Annotated in this window: 12 protein-coding genes; 2 read left to right on the forward strand and 10 right to left on the reverse strand. The window is 64.8% G+C overall.

Translation table 11 applies throughout. The annotated features are described in order from the left end of the window. Positions 1-27 precede the first annotated feature (27 nt). A complete protein-coding gene (locus FHY19_RS08395; RefSeq protein WP_259164552.1) occupies positions 28-1,179 on the reverse strand; it encodes an N-acetylmuramoyl-L-alanine amidase in 1,152 nt (383 codons plus the stop codon). A 219-nt stretch (positions 1,180-1,398) separates the two neighbouring features. Here FHY19_RS08395 and FHY19_RS08400 point away from each other — a divergent pair, with 219 nt between their 5' ends. Beyond that, a complete protein-coding gene (locus FHY19_RS08400) occupies positions 1,399-1,620 on the forward strand; it encodes a hypothetical protein (RefSeq protein WP_259159711.1) in 222 nt (73 codons plus the stop codon). Positions 1,621-2,137: 517 nt separating this feature from the next. Continuing rightward, complete coding sequence (locus FHY19_RS08405) at positions 2,138-2,572, forward strand: hypothetical protein (RefSeq protein WP_259159710.1); 435 nt, start codon at positions 2,138-2,140, stop codon at positions 2,570-2,572. Here FHY19_RS08405 and FHY19_RS08410 read toward each other — a convergent pair. The 9 genes from FHY19_RS08410 to FHY19_RS08450 all read right to left on the reverse strand — a co-directional run bounded on the left by FHY19_RS08410 (position 2,556) and on the right by FHY19_RS08450 (position 20,161). Further along, on the reverse strand, positions 2,556-4,055 hold the full coding sequence (locus tag FHY19_RS08410; protein ID WP_259164558.1) for an MASE1 domain-containing protein: 1,500 nt from the start codon (positions 4,053-4,055) through the stop codon (positions 2,556-2,558). The two genes, FHY19_RS08405 and FHY19_RS08410, sit on opposite strands and share 17 nt — an antisense overlap. 264 nt (positions 4,056-4,319) lie before the next feature. Beyond that, positions 4,320-5,747: a sugar porter family MFS transporter gene (locus tag FHY19_RS08415; RefSeq protein ID WP_259159706.1), complete on the reverse strand. Its 1,428-nt coding sequence runs from the start codon at positions 5,745-5,747 to the stop codon at positions 4,320-4,322. 87 nt (positions 5,748-5,834) lie between these two features. Continuing rightward, positions 5,835-7,172 carry a xylose isomerase gene (xylA, locus tag FHY19_RS08420; protein WP_259164565.1) on the reverse strand — a complete coding sequence of 446 codons (1,338 nt, stop codon included), beginning with the start codon at positions 7,170-7,172 and terminating at the stop codon, positions 5,835-5,837. A 36-nt stretch (positions 7,173-7,208) separates the two neighbouring features. After that, positions 7,209-8,702: a xylulokinase gene (gene xylB, locus FHY19_RS08425; RefSeq protein WP_259164573.1), complete on the reverse strand. Its 1,494-nt coding sequence runs from the start codon at positions 8,700-8,702 to the stop codon at positions 7,209-7,211. Then, positions 8,699-11,071, reverse strand: a complete 2,373-nt coding sequence (locus tag FHY19_RS08430) for a glycoside hydrolase family 95 protein (protein WP_259166346.1) — start codon at positions 11,069-11,071, stop codon at positions 8,699-8,701. The genes xylB and FHY19_RS08430 overlap by 4 nt, the downstream gene beginning before the upstream one ends. Positions 11,072-11,162: 91 nt before the next feature. After that, positions 11,163-14,066, reverse strand: a complete 2,904-nt coding sequence (locus FHY19_RS08435) for a TIM-barrel domain-containing protein (protein WP_259164589.1) — start codon at positions 14,064-14,066, stop codon at positions 11,163-11,165. Positions 14,067-14,125: 59 nt separating this feature from the next. Next, positions 14,126-15,796, reverse strand: a complete 1,671-nt coding sequence (galD, locus tag FHY19_RS08440) for a GH35 family beta-galactosidase GalD (RefSeq protein WP_276580804.1) — start codon at positions 15,794-15,796, stop codon at positions 14,126-14,128. 83 nt (positions 15,797-15,879) lie between these two features. Next, a complete protein-coding gene (locus tag FHY19_RS08445; RefSeq protein ID WP_259164606.1) occupies positions 15,880-17,796 on the reverse strand; it encodes a sialate O-acetylesterase in 1,917 nt (638 codons plus the stop codon). A gap of 106 nt (positions 17,797-17,902) precedes the next feature. Next, the gene (locus FHY19_RS08450) at positions 17,903-20,161 is read right to left on the reverse strand and encodes a cellulase (RefSeq protein WP_259164613.1); all 2,259 of its coding nucleotides are present in this window, start codon (positions 20,159-20,161) and stop codon (positions 17,903-17,905) included. Between the last annotated feature and the right edge of the window lie 52 nt (positions 20,162-20,213).

Here is a 20,213-nt window from a genome sequence, read left to right on the forward strand (position 1 = left end):
TGAGAAAGGGAAGATGGCGACCGCACCTCAGGCGCGACCGGGGAAGGCCTGGAAGTAATCGTCGATGCCCGCATGCAGCGTCTGCGCCAGCTCGTCCTGATGGGTATCGCCGCAAAGCCTGTTGCAATCGTCGCGATTGCTCATAAAGCCGGTTTCCACCAGCAAAGACGGAATATCCGGCGACTTCAGCACCGCAAAGCCGGCCTGCCCCACCTGATCCTGGTGCAGGCGCGTCACCTGCTGCAGGCGGCCGAGCATCAGCTTGCCGAACTGCAGGCTGCTGGCGATGGTGCCGCTCAGCGACAGGTCGGCCAGCACCTGCGACAGCACCGGGTTGCTGGGCACGCGCAGGCGGCGTGCGCTGTCGCCCATGTCGTCGGCGGCGTTTTCGCTGTCGGCAATCCAGCGGGCCAGGGCCGAGCTGGCCCCGCTCTCGGACAAGGCGAATACCGAGGCGCCACGCGCCTGGCTGTTGGGGGCGGCATCGGCATGGATGGACACGAACAGATCGGCGTTGTGCCGATGGGCGAGCAGCACCCGCTCGTGTAGCGGCACGAAGCGGTCGTCGCTACGGATCATGCTCGGCCGGTAACGCGGATCGGCCGCCAGGCGCTGGTGCAGCCGCCCGGCCACCGCCATGGCGACATGTTTCTCGTAGCGGGCATCCGCGCTGACCGCCCCCGGATCCTTGCCGCCATGGCCGGCGTCGATGGCGATTACGTACGGATGCAGGCGCGAGCGTGTGAACGCAGCCGCCGCAATAGCCGGATCGGCTGCGGACAACGAGACAGTGCCGGAAGCGGCAGCAAGATCGAATACCAACGCACTGCCTTCCCACTGCGGCGTGGCCGTCAGCGGCTGCGACAGATCGAGCACCACGCGTAGCCCGTCACCATGCGGGCCGCTGCGGATGGCAGCGACGGCGACACCTTCGGGCAATGGATCCATCTGCGGTGGCTGCGCCGAAATGCCCGACAGATCGATGACCAAGCGCGCCGGGTCGGACAGGCTGAAACTGCGGTAGGCGACCTGCGTACTCAAGGCGAGTCGAAGTCGCAGCCCCGCCTCCTGACGCTGCAGGGTGCAGTTGCGCAGCCGCGGCAGCGATTGTCCGTGGACCAGGCTCGGCGACAGCACCAAGGCTGCGCCGACGGTGCGCAGCACCTGCCGCCGCCTCATCGGGCCAATCCCGAGGGACCGACGCGGCCACCGCGGCACCTGTAGCACAGAAGGTTCGGCACGGTGACCAGGCAAATGACACTCTGCGGCAAGGAAAGCGACACGACGTGACCAGACTAGTGATGGATAAAGTGTTATAAAGTAACACTTACTGCGCAAAATCAAGCCTGCCGTGCCCCGCCAACGTCCTCACGTTCACGTTTACCGAAGAGCACCACGATGCCCCCCGCCATCCCCGACAGCTATACCGCTTGGCGCCACTGCATTGAAGTCGACTGCGCCCAGCCACTGACCGCGCCTTTCATCGCCCAACGGCTCGCCAGCCTGCGCGATCTCGGCGACCACCACACCCAGCAATTCCTGCGTCGCTGGGGCGAACCTCATCGTCGGCAGGTAATTGGATGGTTCGAGCATGCGCAAACCGCGCTGAGCACGTATTAATGCTTGGCCGGAGTGGAAGGATGACAAGTCGATTTATCACTCAAATATCTTCGACAACACATTTCAGCCCGAAAAAACCCAGTGACATTACTCGACAAATTCCCCGCGACGCTTTCATTGACGCCATGAAAAAGACCGGGTAACGACCATTCCCCACTGACGGGCAAGTCATCTGGCCGAGCCCGTGGATGAGCCTGATCCAGTCCCACACAGGATGCACACCTGTCGGTATGGGGATCGACGTGCCCCTGGACCGTGAGCTGGCACGGCGGATCTAGACAGCGTGCAGAAACACCAATAACCAACACCGGAAAGCACGCGCCGGAAAACCGGCACCACCTAAAGTGATATTGCTGCCATGCCTATTCGCATGCATGTCGCCGAGTCAACACATTGGCGCGACGCGTATCCAATGAAATTGGACTCAGCCCCTCACGGAACTACAGAGAAACACGTACCGTAGGCATGCCTGAATTGCAGGCTAGATAGTTCCCGATCAAGGGAAAAAGGCGAAGTCATGGAAGTGAAGGCAAAGCTAGCAATAAAGACTCTAGGTGCCCTCGCCGTCGCAATGCTGGCAGGTATCGGATCGGCAAATGCCTGCTGTCCAGGCGATGGTACGGTTGCCTCGCTGGCTGCTACAGGGCTAGGCGAGTCGGCACCGCGTGCGACTAACCTGGCAGTAGATCCGACATGGCGGATCTACGAGTTTCAACGCGAGGGAATGCTGTATTTGCAGATCAACGATGCAAGTGGCGTAGTCCGCGGTGCGGTCGGCCGTGCAGGCGAGCTTCTCTGGGTACTGCCAATGGGCAAGGACGTCAGTCGCGTCACAGCCTCGACCCTGGTGGTTCCGGCAACAGCACAGTTGGTATATCAGACCGACAATTTCACCGTGTATCTGATTCCGAGCACATCTGGAGAGCGCTGGATCGTCACACGGACGAAGTGACAGATGCCTGTTCGGCAACCAGGAAACTGAGGACCAACGCATGGCGGCGACGAAAAGTACCGCCATGCGCTTTCAGTCGCGTCCGCAATTCGTTGCTTGCCTCGGGCGCATCACGATGCACCACATCCAGTAGAGAACTATCAGCGAAGATTCTGATCACCACCCCCTGTGCGTTACGACCTTTCCATGCACGGGCCTGTATGAGATGCCGCTTCGCCTGCGGAAGCATCTCTAACGCGTTCAGCACGCATCGATAGGCCGCCAGTTGCAAGCCCAGTGAAAGATTGCCGCAACTGCCACGCAACGCGTGATGGATCTCCGTGCCGTAAAAACGCGCCAATGCCGGTGAACGCAGGGCTTGATACACGCCATGAGTTTCGATCTCAAGCGGATATAGCCCGGCGACGTATTCGTGCAGCAGCTGCGACTCGATGACTCCCGCTCTGGTCAGTTCCATTGCTGCAGCATGGTGCCCACGTTCGCGTAGCTGAGCGACACACTCCTTGCGCAGTCGGTTGATGTGAACGTTGATATCAGAGTAGTCCACAACGCGGTTGCGCAGAGTGCGCTCAGCCGCGAGATAACCGGCCTGAGCGAATTGCAATGCTTCCAACTGTACTTGGCCGTGGTTGCCAGCCTGTGCGTATACAGAAGCCAGCTGCGAACCGAGGACAAATAGACCTGTCGCAATGACAGCGATCAGCAGCTGGACACTAAATAGTTCCGGGTCGTAAGCGGCAATCCCGTATTTCGAGCGCGACAAGGCGGCAATAAGATTTGCCAGCAATGCACCAACCGCTGCGCCGCGCCAACCGTAGCGGAGCGTCAGAATGATCGCCGGCCCAACCAGCGACACCATCAAGACCTGTCGTAGCAGCGGCTCCGGAACGACATTGGCAGTGCAGAACAAAGCTGCCATCGCCAATCCCGCGAAGGTACTGTCACGCACCAGGTTGCTGCGGGGATCGCTTTCTTTACGCCGATGCCATAGCAGACCAGGTAACAGAAACATCAAGATGCCGAGATAGGACCCAAGCCATGTGCGCAACAGAATCTCCATGGGAGAACTGGCGACGGGACCGCCAAGCGTGGCATTCAGCGCCATGCCGCAAAGCGTGCTCCATAACGCCAGGAGCGCCATCAACGGAAGAATTGCGTTGCGGGTCATCACGTTCAGCGTGTGCCGACGAATCGCAGACACTGCAAGCGCAACTGCTGGTGCAAGCAGGAACGGGCTCATGTACGCCCACATCGGCGCGTAATCCCTTGTCTCCAGCATGGGGATGCGCAACCAAAGCATCGCGGCAGCATCTCCCGCTAGCAGGAACGGCCAGCGACGATACGGCATGAATAGAAGAGACGCCGCTCTCAAACCAGCGGGCAGATACCACTGGTCGACAGACAAATGCCAGACAAGTAGATAGACGACGCAATAGCCCAGACTGAGGAGAAGCCCTTCCGCCAGCTCTCTAACAACTGCCATGCAACCACTCCCTGGTTCTTCGACGAATTTTGCCTAGTGTGAAGCCAATTAGCACATCGCGTATAGCCGAAGCGCACAGATCGCGAGAGTGACATCGACAGCGGATCCGTGCTGCTCCCAGGCAACAAGCGCCTTGCAACAAGGATGATGCACTCCCCAGCGGCGACGTGACCATGCCGGGCGGATGAACACGCTTCTACAAGAAGGCCGCGCGTTGCGCGGCCTTCTTCGTTTTCCATGCCGATATCGGCACAACAGATAGAATCAGCCCTCCATCTGCTCCAGCTCCTTGCCCTTGGTCTCGTAGACGTACTTGAGCACGAAGAACACCGAGATGAAGGCGGCGACGGTGTAGATGCCGTAGGCGCCGGCTAGGCCGATGCTGCCGAGCAGGATCGGGAAGCTGACGGTGATGGCGAAGTTGGAGGTCCACTGCGCGGCGCCGGCAATGGCCAGGCCCGAGCCGCGGATCTGGTTGGGGAACATCTCGCCCAGCATCACCCACATCACCGGGCCCCACGAGGCATTGAAGAACACCACGTAGACGTTGGCGGCCACCAGCGCCAGCATGCCCATGGCATCGGACATGGCGAGCTTGCCGTTGGGGTCCAGGGAGGCGGTGGCAAAGGCATAGGTCACCAGGGCCAGCGAGACCGCCATGCCGGCCGAGCCGATCCACAACAGCGGTTTGCGGCCGATCTTGTCGACCAGCATCACCGTGACCAGGCAGGCGCCGATGCTCAGGCCACCGGAGAGCACGTTGATCAGCAGCGCGTCCTGTTCGGAGAAGCCCACCGCCTGCCACAGTACGGCGCCGTAGTAGAACACCACGTTGATGCCGACCAGCTGCTGGAACACCGCCAGACCAACGCCGATCCAGACGATCGGGCGCACCTTGCCGGTGGTCTTGCTGATCAGGTCGGAGAACTTGGGCTTGTGCTGGTCGGCCGACATCGAGGCGGAGATTTCGCCCAGCTTGGTCTGCGCGGCGGCGTTGCCGTACAGGCGCTTCAAGACCACCAGCGCCTGCTCGCGGCGGCCCTTGACCACCAGGTAGCGCGGGCTTTCCGGAATGACCAGCAGCAGCAACAGGAACAGCAAGGAGGGAATCGCCTGCATCCAGAACATCCAGCGCCAGGCGGCCTGCCCGGCCCATAACGGCTCGGTGGAGGCACCGGCGGCGTTGGCCAGCAGGTAGTTGCTCAGAAACGCGCAGAACAGCCCGCTGATGATGGCGATCTGCTGCATCGTGGCGAGCCGGCCGCGATAGCGCGCGGAGGCGACCTCGGCGATGTAGGCCGGCGAGATGACGCTGGCCGCGCCCACCGCAAAGCCGCCCATCACGCGGGCGAAGATGAAGAAGCCGGAGCTGTGCGAGGCACCGGCGCCAATGGCCGAGAGCAGGAACAGCGCCGCAGAAATGATCAGGACCGCGCGGCGGCCCCAGCGGTCGGCCAGGCGGCCGGCAAAGAAGGCGCCAATGGCGCACCCCAGCAGCATCGAGGCGACTTCGAACCCGGTCTCGGCGGCGCTGGAATTGAAGGTCTGCTTGAGCCCGTCGACGGTGCCGTTGATCACGCCACTGTCGAAGCCGAACAGAAAGCCGCCAATCGTGGCCACACAGCTGATCAGGATGATGAAACGGGTGTTCTCGCCGGCATCGGGGGCGCCGTCAATGGAGACACTGGACATGGGTTCACCTGGAAACATGCAAGGGAGCGGTCACGGGGGCAACCGCCATCGGCCGGCGACGCGCACTGCGCCGCCGGCCACGGGACATCAACGCGTCAGATACTGGTTGATCAGGTTCTCATACGCTTCCTGGCGCCCGCTGACCTGCTTGGGCGCGTTGCCGGCCGCGTAGCTGGCAAGGTCCGCCAGCGTGCTGCTGCCGTTGGCAAAATCGGCACCGGCACCGCTGTCGAAGCTGGCGTAACGCTCGGCGCGCCACTGCTCCAGCGGCGAGGAGGTCAGCAGCGCGTTGGCCACTTCCAGGCCGCGTGCGAACGCGTCCATGCCGCCGATATGCGCCAGGAACAGGTCCTGCGGATCGGACGACTCGCGCCGCACCTTGGCATCGAAATTCAGCCCGCCCGGTGCCAGCCCGCCCTGCCGCAGCACCACCAGCATCGCGCCGACGGTGTCGTACAGGTCGGTCGGGAACTGGTCGGTATCCCAGCCGTTCTGCGGGTTGCCGCGGTTGGCATCGATGCTGCCCAGCAGGCCGGCATCGGATGCCACCTGCAGGTCGTGCTCGAAGCTGTGGCCCGACAGCGTGGCGTGGTTGGCTTCGATATTGAGCTTGAAGTCCTGGTCCAGGCCGTGCTGGCGCAGGAAGCCGATCACCGTGGCGCTGTCGAAGTCGTACTGGTGCTTCATCGGCTCCATCGGCTTGGGTTCGATTAGGAAATTGCCGGTGAAGCCGATGGCGCGGCCGTAGTCGCGTGCCAGGGTCAAGAAGCGCGCCATGTTGTCCTGCTCGCGCTTCATCTGGGTGTTGTGCAGGCAGGCGTAGCCTTCGCGGCCGCCCCAGAACACGTAGTTCTCGCCGCCCAACTCGACGGTCGCATCGATCGCCGCTTTGACCTGCACCGCCGCACGCGCCACCACATTGAAATCCGGATTGGTCGATGCACCATTCATATAGCGCGGGTGCGAGAACAGGTTGGCCGTGCCCCACAGCAGCTTGATGCCGGTGTCGGCCTGACGCTGCTTGGCGATGCCGACCATGTGCTTGAGATTCTTTTCGTACTCGCCGATGTCGTCGGCATCCGGCGACAGGTCCACGTCGTGGAAGCAGTAGTACGGCACACCGAGCTTGGTGAAGAATTCGAATGCGGCATCGGCCTTGGCTTCGGCACGATTCAACGCGGTGTTGCCCACATCCCACGGATACGCGCGCGTGCCCGGGCCGAACGGATCGGCGCCGTTGCCGCAGAAGCTGTGCCAGTAGGCCACGGCAAAGCGCAGGTGCTCGGCCATGGTCTTGTCGCCGATCTGCTTGTTGGCGTCGTAGACCTTGAAGGCCAGCGGGTTGTCGGAATCGCGGCCTTCGAAGCCGATCTTGCCGATGCCGGGGAAGTATTCCTTCGCGCCGATGTAAACGGTGTTGCTCATGGGGTGTGATGTCCTTGGTTCTGGGGGAGTGGTGAATCAGTCAGCGTAGAGCGGGCTGACGACATGCAGGTGCTTGAGGAAGGCTTGGTAGTGCTGCTGATATTGGGCCACGCGCTGCGGATCGGGATGCGCCGACAGCTCTTCATCGATCTGCAGATGCTCCAGCACCACCTCCGACAACGCGGCATCGCCACCATCGTCGCGATCGCAGGCCCACAAGGCCTGCAGCGCGGCACCGAAGGCAGCGCCTTCCGGCTGGCTCGGCACCACGACCTGCAGGTTGAAGATATCGGCCACCATCTGCCGCCACTGCGCGCTCTTGCTGCCGCCGCCGGTGAGCAGGATGGTATCGAACTGCAGACCAGCCGCAACGAAGGCATCGAAGCCGTTGCGCAGGCTGTAGGTCGCCCCTTCCATCGCGGCGCGATAGAAATGCGCGGCGGTGGTGTTGTGCAGGTCCATGCCGAACAGGCAGCCGCGTGCGTCCGGCAAATTGGGCGTGCGCTCGCCATTGAAGAACGGCAGCAGCACCAGGCCATCTGCGCCCGGTGTGGTGCTGGCGATCAAGGCGTCGGTCTGCTCGCGGGTGATCGAGAACATGCGCATCACCGCCTCGGTGGCGACGGTGCAGTTCATGGTGCAGATCAGCGGCAGCCAGCCGCCGCTGGACGAGCAAAACGCGGCCCAGCGTGCGTCGTCGTCCACCACCGGGTGATCGGCGTAGGCGAACAACGTGCCCGAGGTGCCCAGGCTCATGGTCAGGCGCCCAGGCACCACGTTTCCGGTGCCGATGGCGGCCATCATGTTGTCGCCGCCGCCGGTGGTGACACGCACGCCGGCCGGCAGATTCAGCGCATCTGCAGCGGCATCGGACAGGGCGTAGACCGCGCCGGTCTCCACCAGCGGCGGCAATGCAGTGCGCAGATCGCGCTGCGCATCCACTGCGCTCAACATGCGCTCTGACCATTGCCGCGTGCGTACATCCAGCCAGCCAGTGCCCGAGGCATCGCCCACCTCGGCGAAGCGCTCGCCGGTGAGCCAGAAGTTGATGTAGTCGTGCGGCAGCATCACCGTGGTCATCGCCGCATACGCCTCGGGCCGGTGCTTGCGCGTCCACGGCAACTTGGAGGCGGTGTAGCCGGCCATGATCGGGTTGCCGGCGGTGGCCACGCTGCCTGCCGCACCACCGACTGCGTCCATGATCTCGTCGCATTCCAGCGCGGTGCTGGTGTCGCACCATAGCTTGACCGGTGCGGTGACGCTGCCATCGGCAGCCACCGGCACGAAGCCATGCTGCTGGCCCGACACCGAGATGCCGCGCACGCGCGCACGCTGCTCACCGTCGAGCTGCGCGAAGCAGTGCACGATGCCGTCGATCCACCACTGCGCATGTTGTTCGCGGGTGCCGTCGTCGCGGCTGATCAGCTCCATCGGCGCGGCGATGGTGGCGACCACCGCGCGCTCCTGCGCGTCGTAGGCCACCAGCTTGACGCTCTGCGTGCCCACGTCCAGTCCTACGTACAAGCTCATTGCTTCACCAATCGGTTGTTGTTGAGTCCCACCTGCTGGGTGCGGCCGGCGCCCAGTTCCAGGTCCAGGGTCTGCCCTGCGTAGGACAGTTGATAGCGCCCGCCACGATCGCTGTGCAGGCGTGCCTGCTGCAAGCGACCGGCATCCCAGTCCAGATCGATGCTGGCACCGCCACGCACGCGCAGGCCACGCACGCTGCCGCGCGGCCAGGCGCTGGGCAGGGCCGGCAGCAGGAACACACTGCCGCCCCAGCTTTGCAACAGCATTTCGGTGATGCCGGCGGTACCGCCGAAGTTGCCGTCGATCTGGAACGGCGGATGTGCGTCGAACAGGTTCGGGTAGGTGCGCTCGGGCGAGATCAGCAGTTGCAGGATGCGATACGCATGCTCGCCATCGGCCAGCCGTGCCCAAAGATTCAGGCGCCAGCCGATGCCCCAGCCGGTGGTGTTGTCGCCGCGCGTTTCCAGCGTGCGCTTTGCGGCGGCGGCAAGCTCCGGCGTGTCGCGCAGATTGATCTGGCTGGACGGATGCAGCGCGTACAGGTGCGAGACATGCCGGTGATGGATCTCCGGCGCTTGCATGTCCCAGTCCTGCTGCCATTCCTGCAACTGCCCGGCCTTGCCGATGCGGTTGGGTGGCAATTGCTCGCGCAGCGTGCTCAATTGTTGCGCGAACTCCGCATCCACCTTCAGCAGCTTGCTCATCGCGATGCACTGCGCGAACAGATCGCGCAACAGCTGCGCATCCATGGTCGGGCCGGCGCAGAGGGCGGCACCGAACGGATGCTGGTTTTCCGGCGACATCGACGGGTTGGTCACCATCGCACCGGTCTGCGGGTCGCGCACCAGCGTGGCGACGAAGAACTCAGCCGCGCCCTTGAACAACGGGTAGATCTTGCTCAGGTACGCACGGTCGCGCCCGTAGTCCCAGCGGTCCCAGAGCTGTTGCAGCAGCCAGACCCCGCCCATCGGCCACAGGCTCCACTTGGCGCCATCGATCGGCCCGGCCTGGCGCCATAGATCGGTGTTGTTGTGCACCACCCAGCCCGGCGCACCATAGAGCGCACGTGCGGTATGCGCGCCGGTCCTGGCCAAGTCGAACAGCATGGATTCCAGCGGTTCCACGCACTCGTGCAGTGCGTTGGCCTCGCTGGGCCAGTAGTTCATCTCGGTGTTGACGTTGATGGTGTACTTGCTTTCCCACGGCGGCTGCATCAGGTCGTTCCAGATGCCCTGCAGGTTGGCCGGCTGGGTGCCGGGCCGCGAGCTGCAGATCAACAGATAGCGACCGTATTGATGATAGAGCGCAGCCAATGCCGGGTCGTCGCCGCCGGCAAACTGCTGCACGCGTTGATCGGTGGGCAGCGCTGCCGCTTCGCTGGTACCCAGGTTGATCGCCACGCGCCGGAACAGGCGCTGGTGATCGGCCAGATGCGCACGCAGCAATGCCGCGTAGTCCAGCTTGCCCGCCTTCTGCATGCTGGCTGCGGTGAGCGCAAGCGGGTCGCCATCGACCATGTCGTAACGCTGGTAGCTGGTGGCTGCGGTGAGCAGCAACACCACTTCATCGGCGCCCTCGATACGCAAGCGATCGCGCAATGCGGTCACCGTGCCGCCTTTGACCTGCGGCAACACGCGCAGCGCAAAGCGCAACTTGCCGTCGATGCCGGCAAAGCTGCCGTTGCGGCCGCTGAACAGCAAACTGCCCTGCTCTGCCGTGACCTCGCCGCGTTGCGGGCTGTCGATGCCCACGCGCAAGGAAATCGCGCGCGGGCGGTCGCACGACAGACGCACCACGATGCATTGCGACTGCGCAGAAACGAACACCTCGCGCCGATGCAGCGCGCCGCCGGAGCGGAAGCTGGTGGTGGCCAGCGCGGTATCCAGATCCAGCTGGCGCCGGTACTCGCTGATGCCGTCGGCACGATCGAAATCCAGCAACAGATCGCCGAGCGGTTGATACGGCATCTGCTTGAGCGGACGCGAGAGCAGCTTGGCGTCGGCCAGCTGTTCGGCCTCGGCATAGCGCCCTGCAAAGATCAGCGCACGCACCTGCGGCAACGCGGCCAATCCCTCCGGGCTGGTGGAATCGTAGGGGCCGCCCGCGTAGAGCGTGTCTTCGTTGAGTTGCAGGCGCTCGTGGGCAATGCCGCCCCACACCATCGCGCCGAGTCGTCCATTGCCGACCGGCAAAGCCTCCACCCATTCGTTGGCCGGTTCGCGGTACCACAGCTGCAATGCATCGGCGGGCGCGGCGGCCGGCAACGCGGCGTGTTTCGACGACGCTGCAGCCTGCGCGGCAACCGGTGCGGCGCCCAGGACCGCAAGCGCGGCCCCGGTTGCCTTGCACAGCTCGCGCCGGGTCAGCACGGCCACCGCCGTGCTGCCTCACCGGAACCGCCCGCGACTGCCTTGCGGCGTTCCGGCATCTGCTCGCTCATCGACTGAAGACAGCCTGCGATCATCGACGACGCGCTTTGCCGGACGCAATCTTGCGCTGCAACACGCTGACCGCCTTGCCGTCGTACTGGATGCTGGTGTCGGTCTTGGGCTCGAGCGCACCGGCGTCGTCGCGCGGGCCATCGACGAATCGCACATTGATGGTGCGCTTGGCCTGCATGCCGGTCCAGCTGCCCTCGCGCTTGCCGATGCTCAGCTCGCCCTTGGCCTGGTTCCAGGCCAGCGGAATGCGGCTGAACTCGCCCTTTTCGTAGCCATAGCCCTTGCCGTCGTCCTCGTACAGCGAGAACTCGCCATCCGCACCGGTGTAGACCACCACCGTCAGCGGCGCATCCGGCTTCTGGTCCACGTATTCCTGCACCGGGCCGGTGGGCACGATGGAGCCTGCACGCACGAACAGCGGCATGCGTTCGATCGGCGCGGCCGCTTCGATGCTCTGGCCACCTTCGTAGCGCTTGCCGGTGGCGAAATCCAGCCAGCTGCTGCCGGCCGGCAGATAGACCTGACGCGAGGTGGCGCCGAAGCGGGTCACCGGTGCGACCAGGAACGCCGGCCCGAACAGGTACTGGTCGTTGATGTCGCGAACCTTGGGGTCGTTCGGGAAGTCCATCATCATGCCGCGCATGATCACGCCATCGCGCTGGTAGGTATCGCCGGCCAGGCTGTAGATGTACGGCAGCAATGCGTAACGCAGGCGGTTGTAGTACGCCATGCTCTCGTAGAACGGCGTGCCTTCCGGAGCGATGTTCCAGATTTCGCGGTACGGGAACTGGCCGTGCGAGCGGAAGATCGGCACGAAGGCGCCGAACTGGAACCAGCGCGTGTTGAGTTCGCGCCATTCCGGCAGATGCGCCGGGTCCTGGTTCTCGTAGCGCTTCTCCACCGCAAAGCCGCCGATGTCGAAGGTCCAGTTGGGCAGGCCCGATAGCGCCATGTTGACGCCACCGGAGATCTGGTCGCGCATGTCGTCCCAGCGCGAGACGATGTCACCGCTCCACACCGCCACCGCATTGCGCTGGGTGCCGGCATAGCCCTTGCGCGAGAGGATGAACACGCGCTTGTCGTCGGCCGCACGGTCGCCCACGTACACGCCATGGGTGTGCGGCAGCGGATAGGAGTTGAAGTATTCGGTGGACGAGCCCAGCGCGTTGGGCGTGGTGCGCGCCTTGCGCTCGCCGATGTCCAGGTTGGAATGCACGTCCGGTTCGTCGGCGTCCATCCACCAGGCATCGAAGCCCTTGCTGTTGAGCTTCTCGTTGACCTGGCGCCAGTAGATCGCCTGCGCCTTTTCCGAATACGGATCGTAGAACGAGTTCTTGTAGCCCTTGCCGATCCAGTCCAGCTCACCCACTTCCACGTTGCGCTTGTACATGAAACCGGCGGCATCCAGTTCCTTGTAGTTGGCGGTGGTGGGATAGAACTTGGGCCAGATCGAAATCATGATCTGCGCATGCATGTCGTGCACGGCCTTGACCATGCCGTCCGGATCGGGGAAGTGCTGCGGGTCGAAATCGTGCGAGCCCCAGGCATTCTCGGGCCAGTACGACCAGTCGAGCACGATGTTGTCCAGCGACAGCTTGCGCTTGCGGTACTCGGCCACCGCGCCCACCAGCTCGTCCTGGCTCTTGTAACGCTCGCGGCTCTGCCAGAAGCCGTAGGCCCACTTGGGCAGCATCACCGACTTGCCAGTGAGTTCGCGGTAACCGGCCACCGCCTGGTTGTAGGAATCGGCCGAGACGAAGTAGTAGTCGATCATCTGGCCGGCTTCGGACCACAGCGACAGATCCTTGGCTTCGGTCGCCGGCAGCGGGTCGCGGTGCAGCAGCGCGATGTAGCTGGGGTCGATCAGGTCCCACTCGACCTTGACGGTGTGGCGCGTGCCCGGCTCCAGCTCAAGCTTGAACTCGTGATTCCACGGGTTCCAGTTCTGGCGCCAGCGATCGATGATCAGCTTGCCGTCCACGTACAGCTTGGCGTACTCGCTCGAGTACAGCGAGAAGGTGTGCTCGCCACCGGTGAGCGCTTCGATCTCGCCCTCCCAGGTGACCTGCATGCGGCTGTCCTTGTCCTTGGTGATCGCCTTCTTCGGATACTTGGTCAGGTCGCTCAGGTACTGGTAGTTCACCTCGCTCTCGCGACGCTCGACGATCTGCTTGCCGTTGATCGCATAACGCGCGGTCAGCGCACCGGCCTTGCCCTTGGCGTCGTACAACTTCAGCGTCTTGGGCAGCGGCTGCAGGCCACGCGGGTCGCCCAGGCGGCTGATGGAGTTGTTGTCCCATAGCAGGCCGTAGTTGCGGCTGGACACCAGGTAGGGCACCGCCATGTCGATGTTGTTCTGCTGCAGCTCGACGTTGCGGCCCTTCTGGTTCATCCAGCCCTGCTGGTGCTGGCCGAAGCCGTACAGGGCTTCGTCATCGGGCGACTGGAAGCGCTGACGCACGCTCAGGTACTGCTTGCCTTCCACCTTCAGCGGCGCAAAGCTGCGCCCGCCGGCCACTTCCGACAGCACCGGCTTGCCATTGGCATCGGCGAAGCTGACATGGCCATCGACGGTGGACACGGTGGCGGTGACCTTGCCGGTCTTCAGCTGCACGCTGTCGCCCTGTTCGGCCAGCTGGAAGGCGCTATCGCCCTGCACCGGCACGCGCATCAGGCTGGGGCTGCGTGCGAAGTCGCCGTCCGGGTCGGCGCTGACGCGGATGATGCCGGCATCGACCACCTGCAGGCGCACCGGGGCGGCGCCCTTGGCGCTCGGCACCACGGTGACGCCATCGGCGGCCTTGCGCACTTCCTGCGCATGCGCGGCATTGGCCAGCAGGGCCAGCGACAACGCCAGGCAATGGGCAAGCGGTGTACGTCGGTTTGCAGGCGCGGCGCCGGCGGAACGGATGGTGGTTTGCATGGTCACTCCCTTTGAATTGCGAAACGCTGCCGCGGGGGCGGCAACGCATGGGTTGCTGATTATTTGTAGGTGGCGAGCTTGATCTTGAGCAGCTGCGGCACGCTGGAAAAATTGACGCCGTAATCGGTCTGGTCGCCGTTCCAGTTGCGCTGGAACTTCCACTGGGCGTCGTCGTACACGCCTTCCTCGACGCGGTCGTAGAACATGTTCGCCGTCGCGTCGCTGGCCGGGTGCAAGGTCACGCGCACGTGGTAGCCGGTGACCAGAAATTCATCCGGGCCCAGCTCGGCGATAAGGGCGGCGCCGATCGGCTCGGGGTTGCCCGGCGGCTCGCCCTTGAACCAGAACTGCGGCACGCCGTAGGTGATGGTGGCGCCCCAGCGGTCGTTGAGCTTGAGCTCCTGCACCGCCTGGCCTGGCTCTTCGGCGGTGCCGTGCAGCTTGCCTTCGGACGCGGCCTTGGCGAACGGGCGCATACCCATGCGCACGGCCTGGAACCCCAGCGCGAACGGTGCCAGTGTTTCTTCGTTGACGTGCTTGGCGCCCAGCGGGTAGTTGGAATAGCGCGTGTAATCCATGCCGAAGGCCGACCAGCCGATGCCGTTGTGGCCCAGCGTTGGATACAGGTAACGCGCGTACTCCTGGCGGTTGCCGGTTTCGGCCACGAACAAGGCATTGTCCGGGCGCGCGTAGCGTTCCAGCACCGTGGTGTACATGCGGTAGTCGGGCATGTAGATGTCCGGCGCCAGCAGATCGATATGCGGGCCGGCCGCCTTCCACACATCGAGCACGTTGTCGGTGGGGCCACCGCTGGCGTACTGGCCGGGCTGACCCGGATTGAAGGGGCCACGCAGCGCGGCATTGACGTACATCGGCAACGGGTATTCGGCCTTGCCGGCTTCGGCCACCTGGTCGATGTAACGCCCGATCGACCAGGCATGGAAGATCTCGTCGGCATCGGCACCGAACACCTGCGCCCAGTTGCCCGGCTGCTTGTTCAAGCGCTTGAGCAATGCGTCCGGTACCGGGCCGTCGAACAGTTTTTGCGCCATCGGCGAGAAATCGCGCACGCTGCCGTAGGTGCCCGGCTCGTTCTCCGGCTGGATCATGATCACGGTGTGTTGCGGGTCCACCTTCTTCAGGTGCTGCATGAAGGCGACGAACGCCTTGCGGTCGGCGTCCAGCGTGGCCTGTGCGTGTGGCGACAGCGAGCCGATCGCCTTGCCCTCGCGGGTGATCACGCGCGGGAAGCGCTGGTTGTCGGCCTTGACCCACAGCGGGGCATACGCCGGACCATTGTTCTTCCAGGTAGCGAACCACAGCAGCACCAGGCGCACCTTGTGTTCGCGCGCCTGGGCGAGCAGCGTATCGACGAAGGAGAAATCGAACTTACCCTCTTCCGGCTCGACCTGTTCCCAGGCGATCGGCACTTGCACCGTGTTGGGACCCAGCACCTGCATGGCCGGCCACACCTTGTCCATCACGCCGGGGTAGTTGCTGGAATTGTTGACCTGCGCGCCCAGGATCAGGAATGGCGCGCCATCGACCATCAACGCATGCTTGCCGTCCTTGCTGACGAACTGCGGCATCGGTGTCTGCGCTGCCGGCGCCGCTGCAGTGGCAGGTGCCGTCGCTGCGGTGCCGGCAGCCGGTGCGGGGCCAGCAGGTTTGGCCTGTTCGGCCTGCTCGCCGGATTGGCATGCAGCCAGGGCCAGTGTCAGCGCGGACAGCAGCAGCGGACGCAGGCAGCGGCGTGCAGTGGAAGGAGTAATCACACGTGCAACGGGGGAATGCATGGACATAAGACTCCTGGTCACCAGGTATCGGTGCGGAAGGGGGAAACAGGAAGTGCGTCGCGATTGATCAGGTTGGCGTCGTCGGGGTTCTCGCTCCAGCCATAGCGCACGGCAACCGGTGCAGGCACCGCATCGCTGCGCACGATCACGCGGTCGCCCTCGATCTGCGCGGTGGCTGGATGGAAGCGCTGATCGGCACCGGCGATGCGCAAGCCCTGCACCGCGCCACCACCACGGACCTGCAGCGCACTGCCCTGCAGGTCGAAGGTCAGCACCGCCTTGCCGCCTTCAAAGCTCGCGCGCTTGAATACCGGTGCGCTGTAGACGAGCGTCTGGCCGTAGGCCACGTGCCGCGCGGCGAGCGCCAGGCGGTGGCCGACATCGCGCTTGTTGGTGGGATGGATGTCGGTGGGGTTGCCGATATCGATGATCACCGCCTGGCCAGTCGCCGGTAGCGCCAGTGTCTTGGACTGCGACTCGCGCAACAGCGCCCACGGGCTCAGCTCGCCCTTGTCGCCGCCGGCCTTGAAGTTGGCCAGCTGCACCCACAGGAACGGCAGCGTTTTCGCCCCGCGTTCGGCGCGCCATTGCTGGATCATCGCGGCGAATTGTTCGCGGTACTTCACCGCGCCGGTGTCGCTGGCATTGGTTTCGCCCTGGTACCAGATCACGCCCTTGACCGGGAACGGCTGCAGCGGATGGATCATCTGGTTGTACAACAGCGTGGGCAGCTGGTTCTTGTTGTCGGTCAGCGACACGCGCACCGCCGCCGGGCGAAACTTCCAGCCGCTCAGCGCGCGCCTGACGCCATCGCTGGTCTGCACGAAGCGTTGCTCGTCCGGGCCGTGCATGCCGCCACCGCCGCTGAGGTCTTCCACCCGCACCGCGATGTGGTTGACGCCTGCATGCAAGACAGAGGCGGGCACGCTGTAGACGCGCGGCAGATTCCATTGCTTCTCGGTGCTGCCCACCTGCTGGCCGTTGACGTAGGTGATGTCCGAATCGTCGATCTGCCCCACGCCCAGCGTGAGGCCGGCCTTGGCCTCGGCCGCGCTCACTGTCACCGTGGTGCGGTACCAGGCGATGCCGTCCATGCCGTCGTACCCGCTGGATTCCCACTGCTGGGTGGTCGGGATGCTGTCCCAATCGCGGTCGTCGAACGTCGGTTCGCGCCACTGCGGCATGTCGCCATCCACCTTGGGCCAGCGCGCGATGCGCTTGCCGGTGGCGGCCTGTGCGGCAGCGTCGCGTTGCTTGATCGCCTCGATCGCGCCCTGGTTCTGCTCGGCATTCAAACCCAGCGACGCGGCGTCCATCCACGCCTCGATCGAACTGCCGCCCCAGGTGCTGTTGACGATGCCGATCGGCACGCCGGTGCTGGCGCGCAGCTCCTTGGCGAAGAAATACCCCACCGCGGTGAACTCGCCGGCAGTGTCCGGCGTGGCCGCTTTCCACGCGCCACCGGTCAGGCGCGTTTCCGGCTGCACCGACCACGACTTGGGCACCTTGAAGTGGCGCAACTGCGGGTCGTTGGCGGCAGCCATCGCCTGCGGACCATTGCTGGACTGCGCCAGTGGCCATTCCATATTCGATTGCCCGCTGGCAAGCCAGACATCGCCGACCAGTACATCGCGCACCTGCAGCTGCCCGCCATCGCCCTGCACGCTCAACACGTACGGGCCGCCGGCGGTGTGCGCCGGCAGCCTGACCTTCCATGCGCCCTGCGCGTCGGCCCTGGCGGTGGCGCGCTTGCCATCGAAGCTGACGGTGATCGCGGCATTCGGCGATGCCCAACCCCACACCGGCATGGGCTGGTCGCGCTGCAACACTGCGCCATCGGCAAACAACAGCGGCAAGGTCGGCTGGGCCAGCGCGAGTGGGCTGGCCAGCGCCAGAGCCAGCAGGCATGCGCGGCAAACGAGACGTGCGGTCATACGGTGATCTCCGGCAGCGGCGCGGCCAGTCGGCGCGCAGCGAGGCGATGGGGGATGAAGCGGGTCAAGGTACGGCAGCGCGATGCCGCGCGCAGGCACGCAGCGCTCATCGTGGGTCGCCATAAAAGATGCCACGGCCACCGGTGGCGAAGTAGACGCGACCAGCAAGTCGCGGATCGCCGGTGACGCTGTAGGGCTTGCCGAAACGGTGCGCGTCGTCGTTGATGCGCAGCCACTGCGCGCCCTCGTCGTCGGAACGGAACACACCATCCACACCGGCCACCCGCCCGGCCAGATACAACGCCGGCGGTGCGCCCGCGCGCAGCGGCTTGCCGATGCCCAGCGAGCGCGCTTCATCCGGCTTGGACACGGTCTGCATGCGTGCGTCCTGCCAGCGCAGCACGCCCAGCGACGGACTGGCCAGATACACCACGCCAGCACGCCAGGGGTCGGGCCGCAGCTGCGGACGCACGCGCTCATCGCGCGCAGGGTTGCCTGCCTGTTGCCCGGTATCGCGGAAGCTGGCCGCGCCGTCGGTACTTTCATAAAATCGTCCGCTGACGGTGTCGGCGGCATACCAGCGCTGTGCATCGACACGGTCGGCCACCACCACCGCAGTATCAGGAAGCCCTTGCACGCGCTGCCAGCGCTTGCCGAAATCGGCCGTGCGCCAGTTGCCGCCGTTGGCGGGCGCCCAGACCACCTGCGATGCATCGGCTGCGATGGCAATGGTACCCGCACCCTGCCCGGCCGGCGGTTCGCTGGCGAAGGCGCTCCAGTGCACCCCGCCATCCTGCGACACCAGCGCGCGGATCTCGTTGTTGCGACGATCGCGCACGGTGCCGCTACGCACCACGGTCAGCGGCGCCTGCCCCGCAGCATCGATGCTCTCACCGTTGGTCAGACGCGGGCCGCCATACTGCAGCTGCGCGGTGTCCAGCGCGTCGTGGCGGAATCCATCGATATCGCCCAGCGCGCTGAGCAGATGCGCACCGCCCATCGGGCTGAGCAGGTCCAGGGGCACGGTCTCTTCCAGCCCACGGTCCTGGAACCACCACTGCAACGGCTGCCGCTTGCCGGCGAAATCGCGCAGGTTGCGCGAGGCCCAGATGCCGTAGCCGGTGACGAACAGCGCGTGGTTGCCGTCAAACGGATCGATCGCCAGCGCGCCCATCCAGTGCGGTGTGGCATGCGCGGTCCACGGCGCGGCGCTGTGATCGAACACCGCATCGGCCAACAGCGGCGTCCAGTGCTTGCCGCCGTCGACGCTGCGGAACAGCTCATCGCGCGGCGCACGCCGGCGGAAGGTGCTGGCCAGCAGCACCTGCGGATCCTGCGGGTCCACCGCCACCGCGCCCCAGCCGAAACCATCGCCATCGGCCGGTTGCGGAATCGGGCTGATCTCGCTCCAGCGCCCCTGCGCCGGGCTGTACTTCCACAACGCCCCCCCGGCCATCAAGTCCGGGCCGGGCTGATCGCCATAACTGAGATACCACTGCCCATCGCGGCCGCCGTCCATATGGCTGGGGCGCAAGCCCTGCGGCTGCCCGGCCACCGCCGACCAGGTGCGACCGGCATCGTCGGAGACATACAGGCTGGTCTGCGCGGTGGAGACGCCGACGTAGATCCGTGGCGTGGGACTGCCAGCGCGGCCGCTGGCGGGGTCGAACACGACAAAGGCGATCCCCACCGCCTGCTCGCGTCCGACATGGTTGCGCGCAGTGGCAGCGGCCAGCGCCTCGGCAGGAAATCCTTCCACCCGCGCCCAGTGCGCGCCGCGATCATCGCTGCGCCACAGGCCTGCATCACGTGAGCCCAGCAACAGCACCCGGCCATCGTGCGGGTCCACCGCCAGCCGCTCGCCATTGGCGCGGCCAAGCTGATTGCCACCAAGCTTGAACGACAGCTCGGCGCGCTCGAAGCTTTTGCCGCGATCGAACGAACGCAGCACTGCCGCATTGCCGGCGCGCGCGTGCATGTAGGTGCCCGCCGCCAGATAGATGGCATCGGAATTGCCAGGGTCGATGGCGAACGCATCGATGCCCATCAGGTTCCAGTCGTCGGCGCCCAACCAGTCGGTCAGCGCCACCCACTGCTGCACATGCGCATCCCAGCGATACGCACCACCGACATCGGTGCGCGCATAGGCAAGATCTCGTTCGGCGGGATGAAACACTACACCGGTGACAAAGCCGCCACCGCCAATGGCCACGCTGCGCCAGTGGTAAGGCCCCTGCGTGACGGGCTCGGCCGCGTGCACGTGAGACGTCATGAAGAGCAACACCAGCGTCAGGCAAACTGCAGTCGGCCACGCGTGTGCTGCGAAAAAGCGGCGCTTAGTAGGCGGATCGATCATGGCGATCATTCCTCCGGCTCCCTTCGCGATCGACGGCAACCCCATCGATAGGAAAAACACC

Source organism: Xanthomonas sp. 4461 (assembly GCF_024806475.1).
Classification (GTDB): Bacteria; Pseudomonadota; Gammaproteobacteria; order Xanthomonadales; family Xanthomonadaceae; genus Xanthomonas; species Xanthomonas arboricola_F.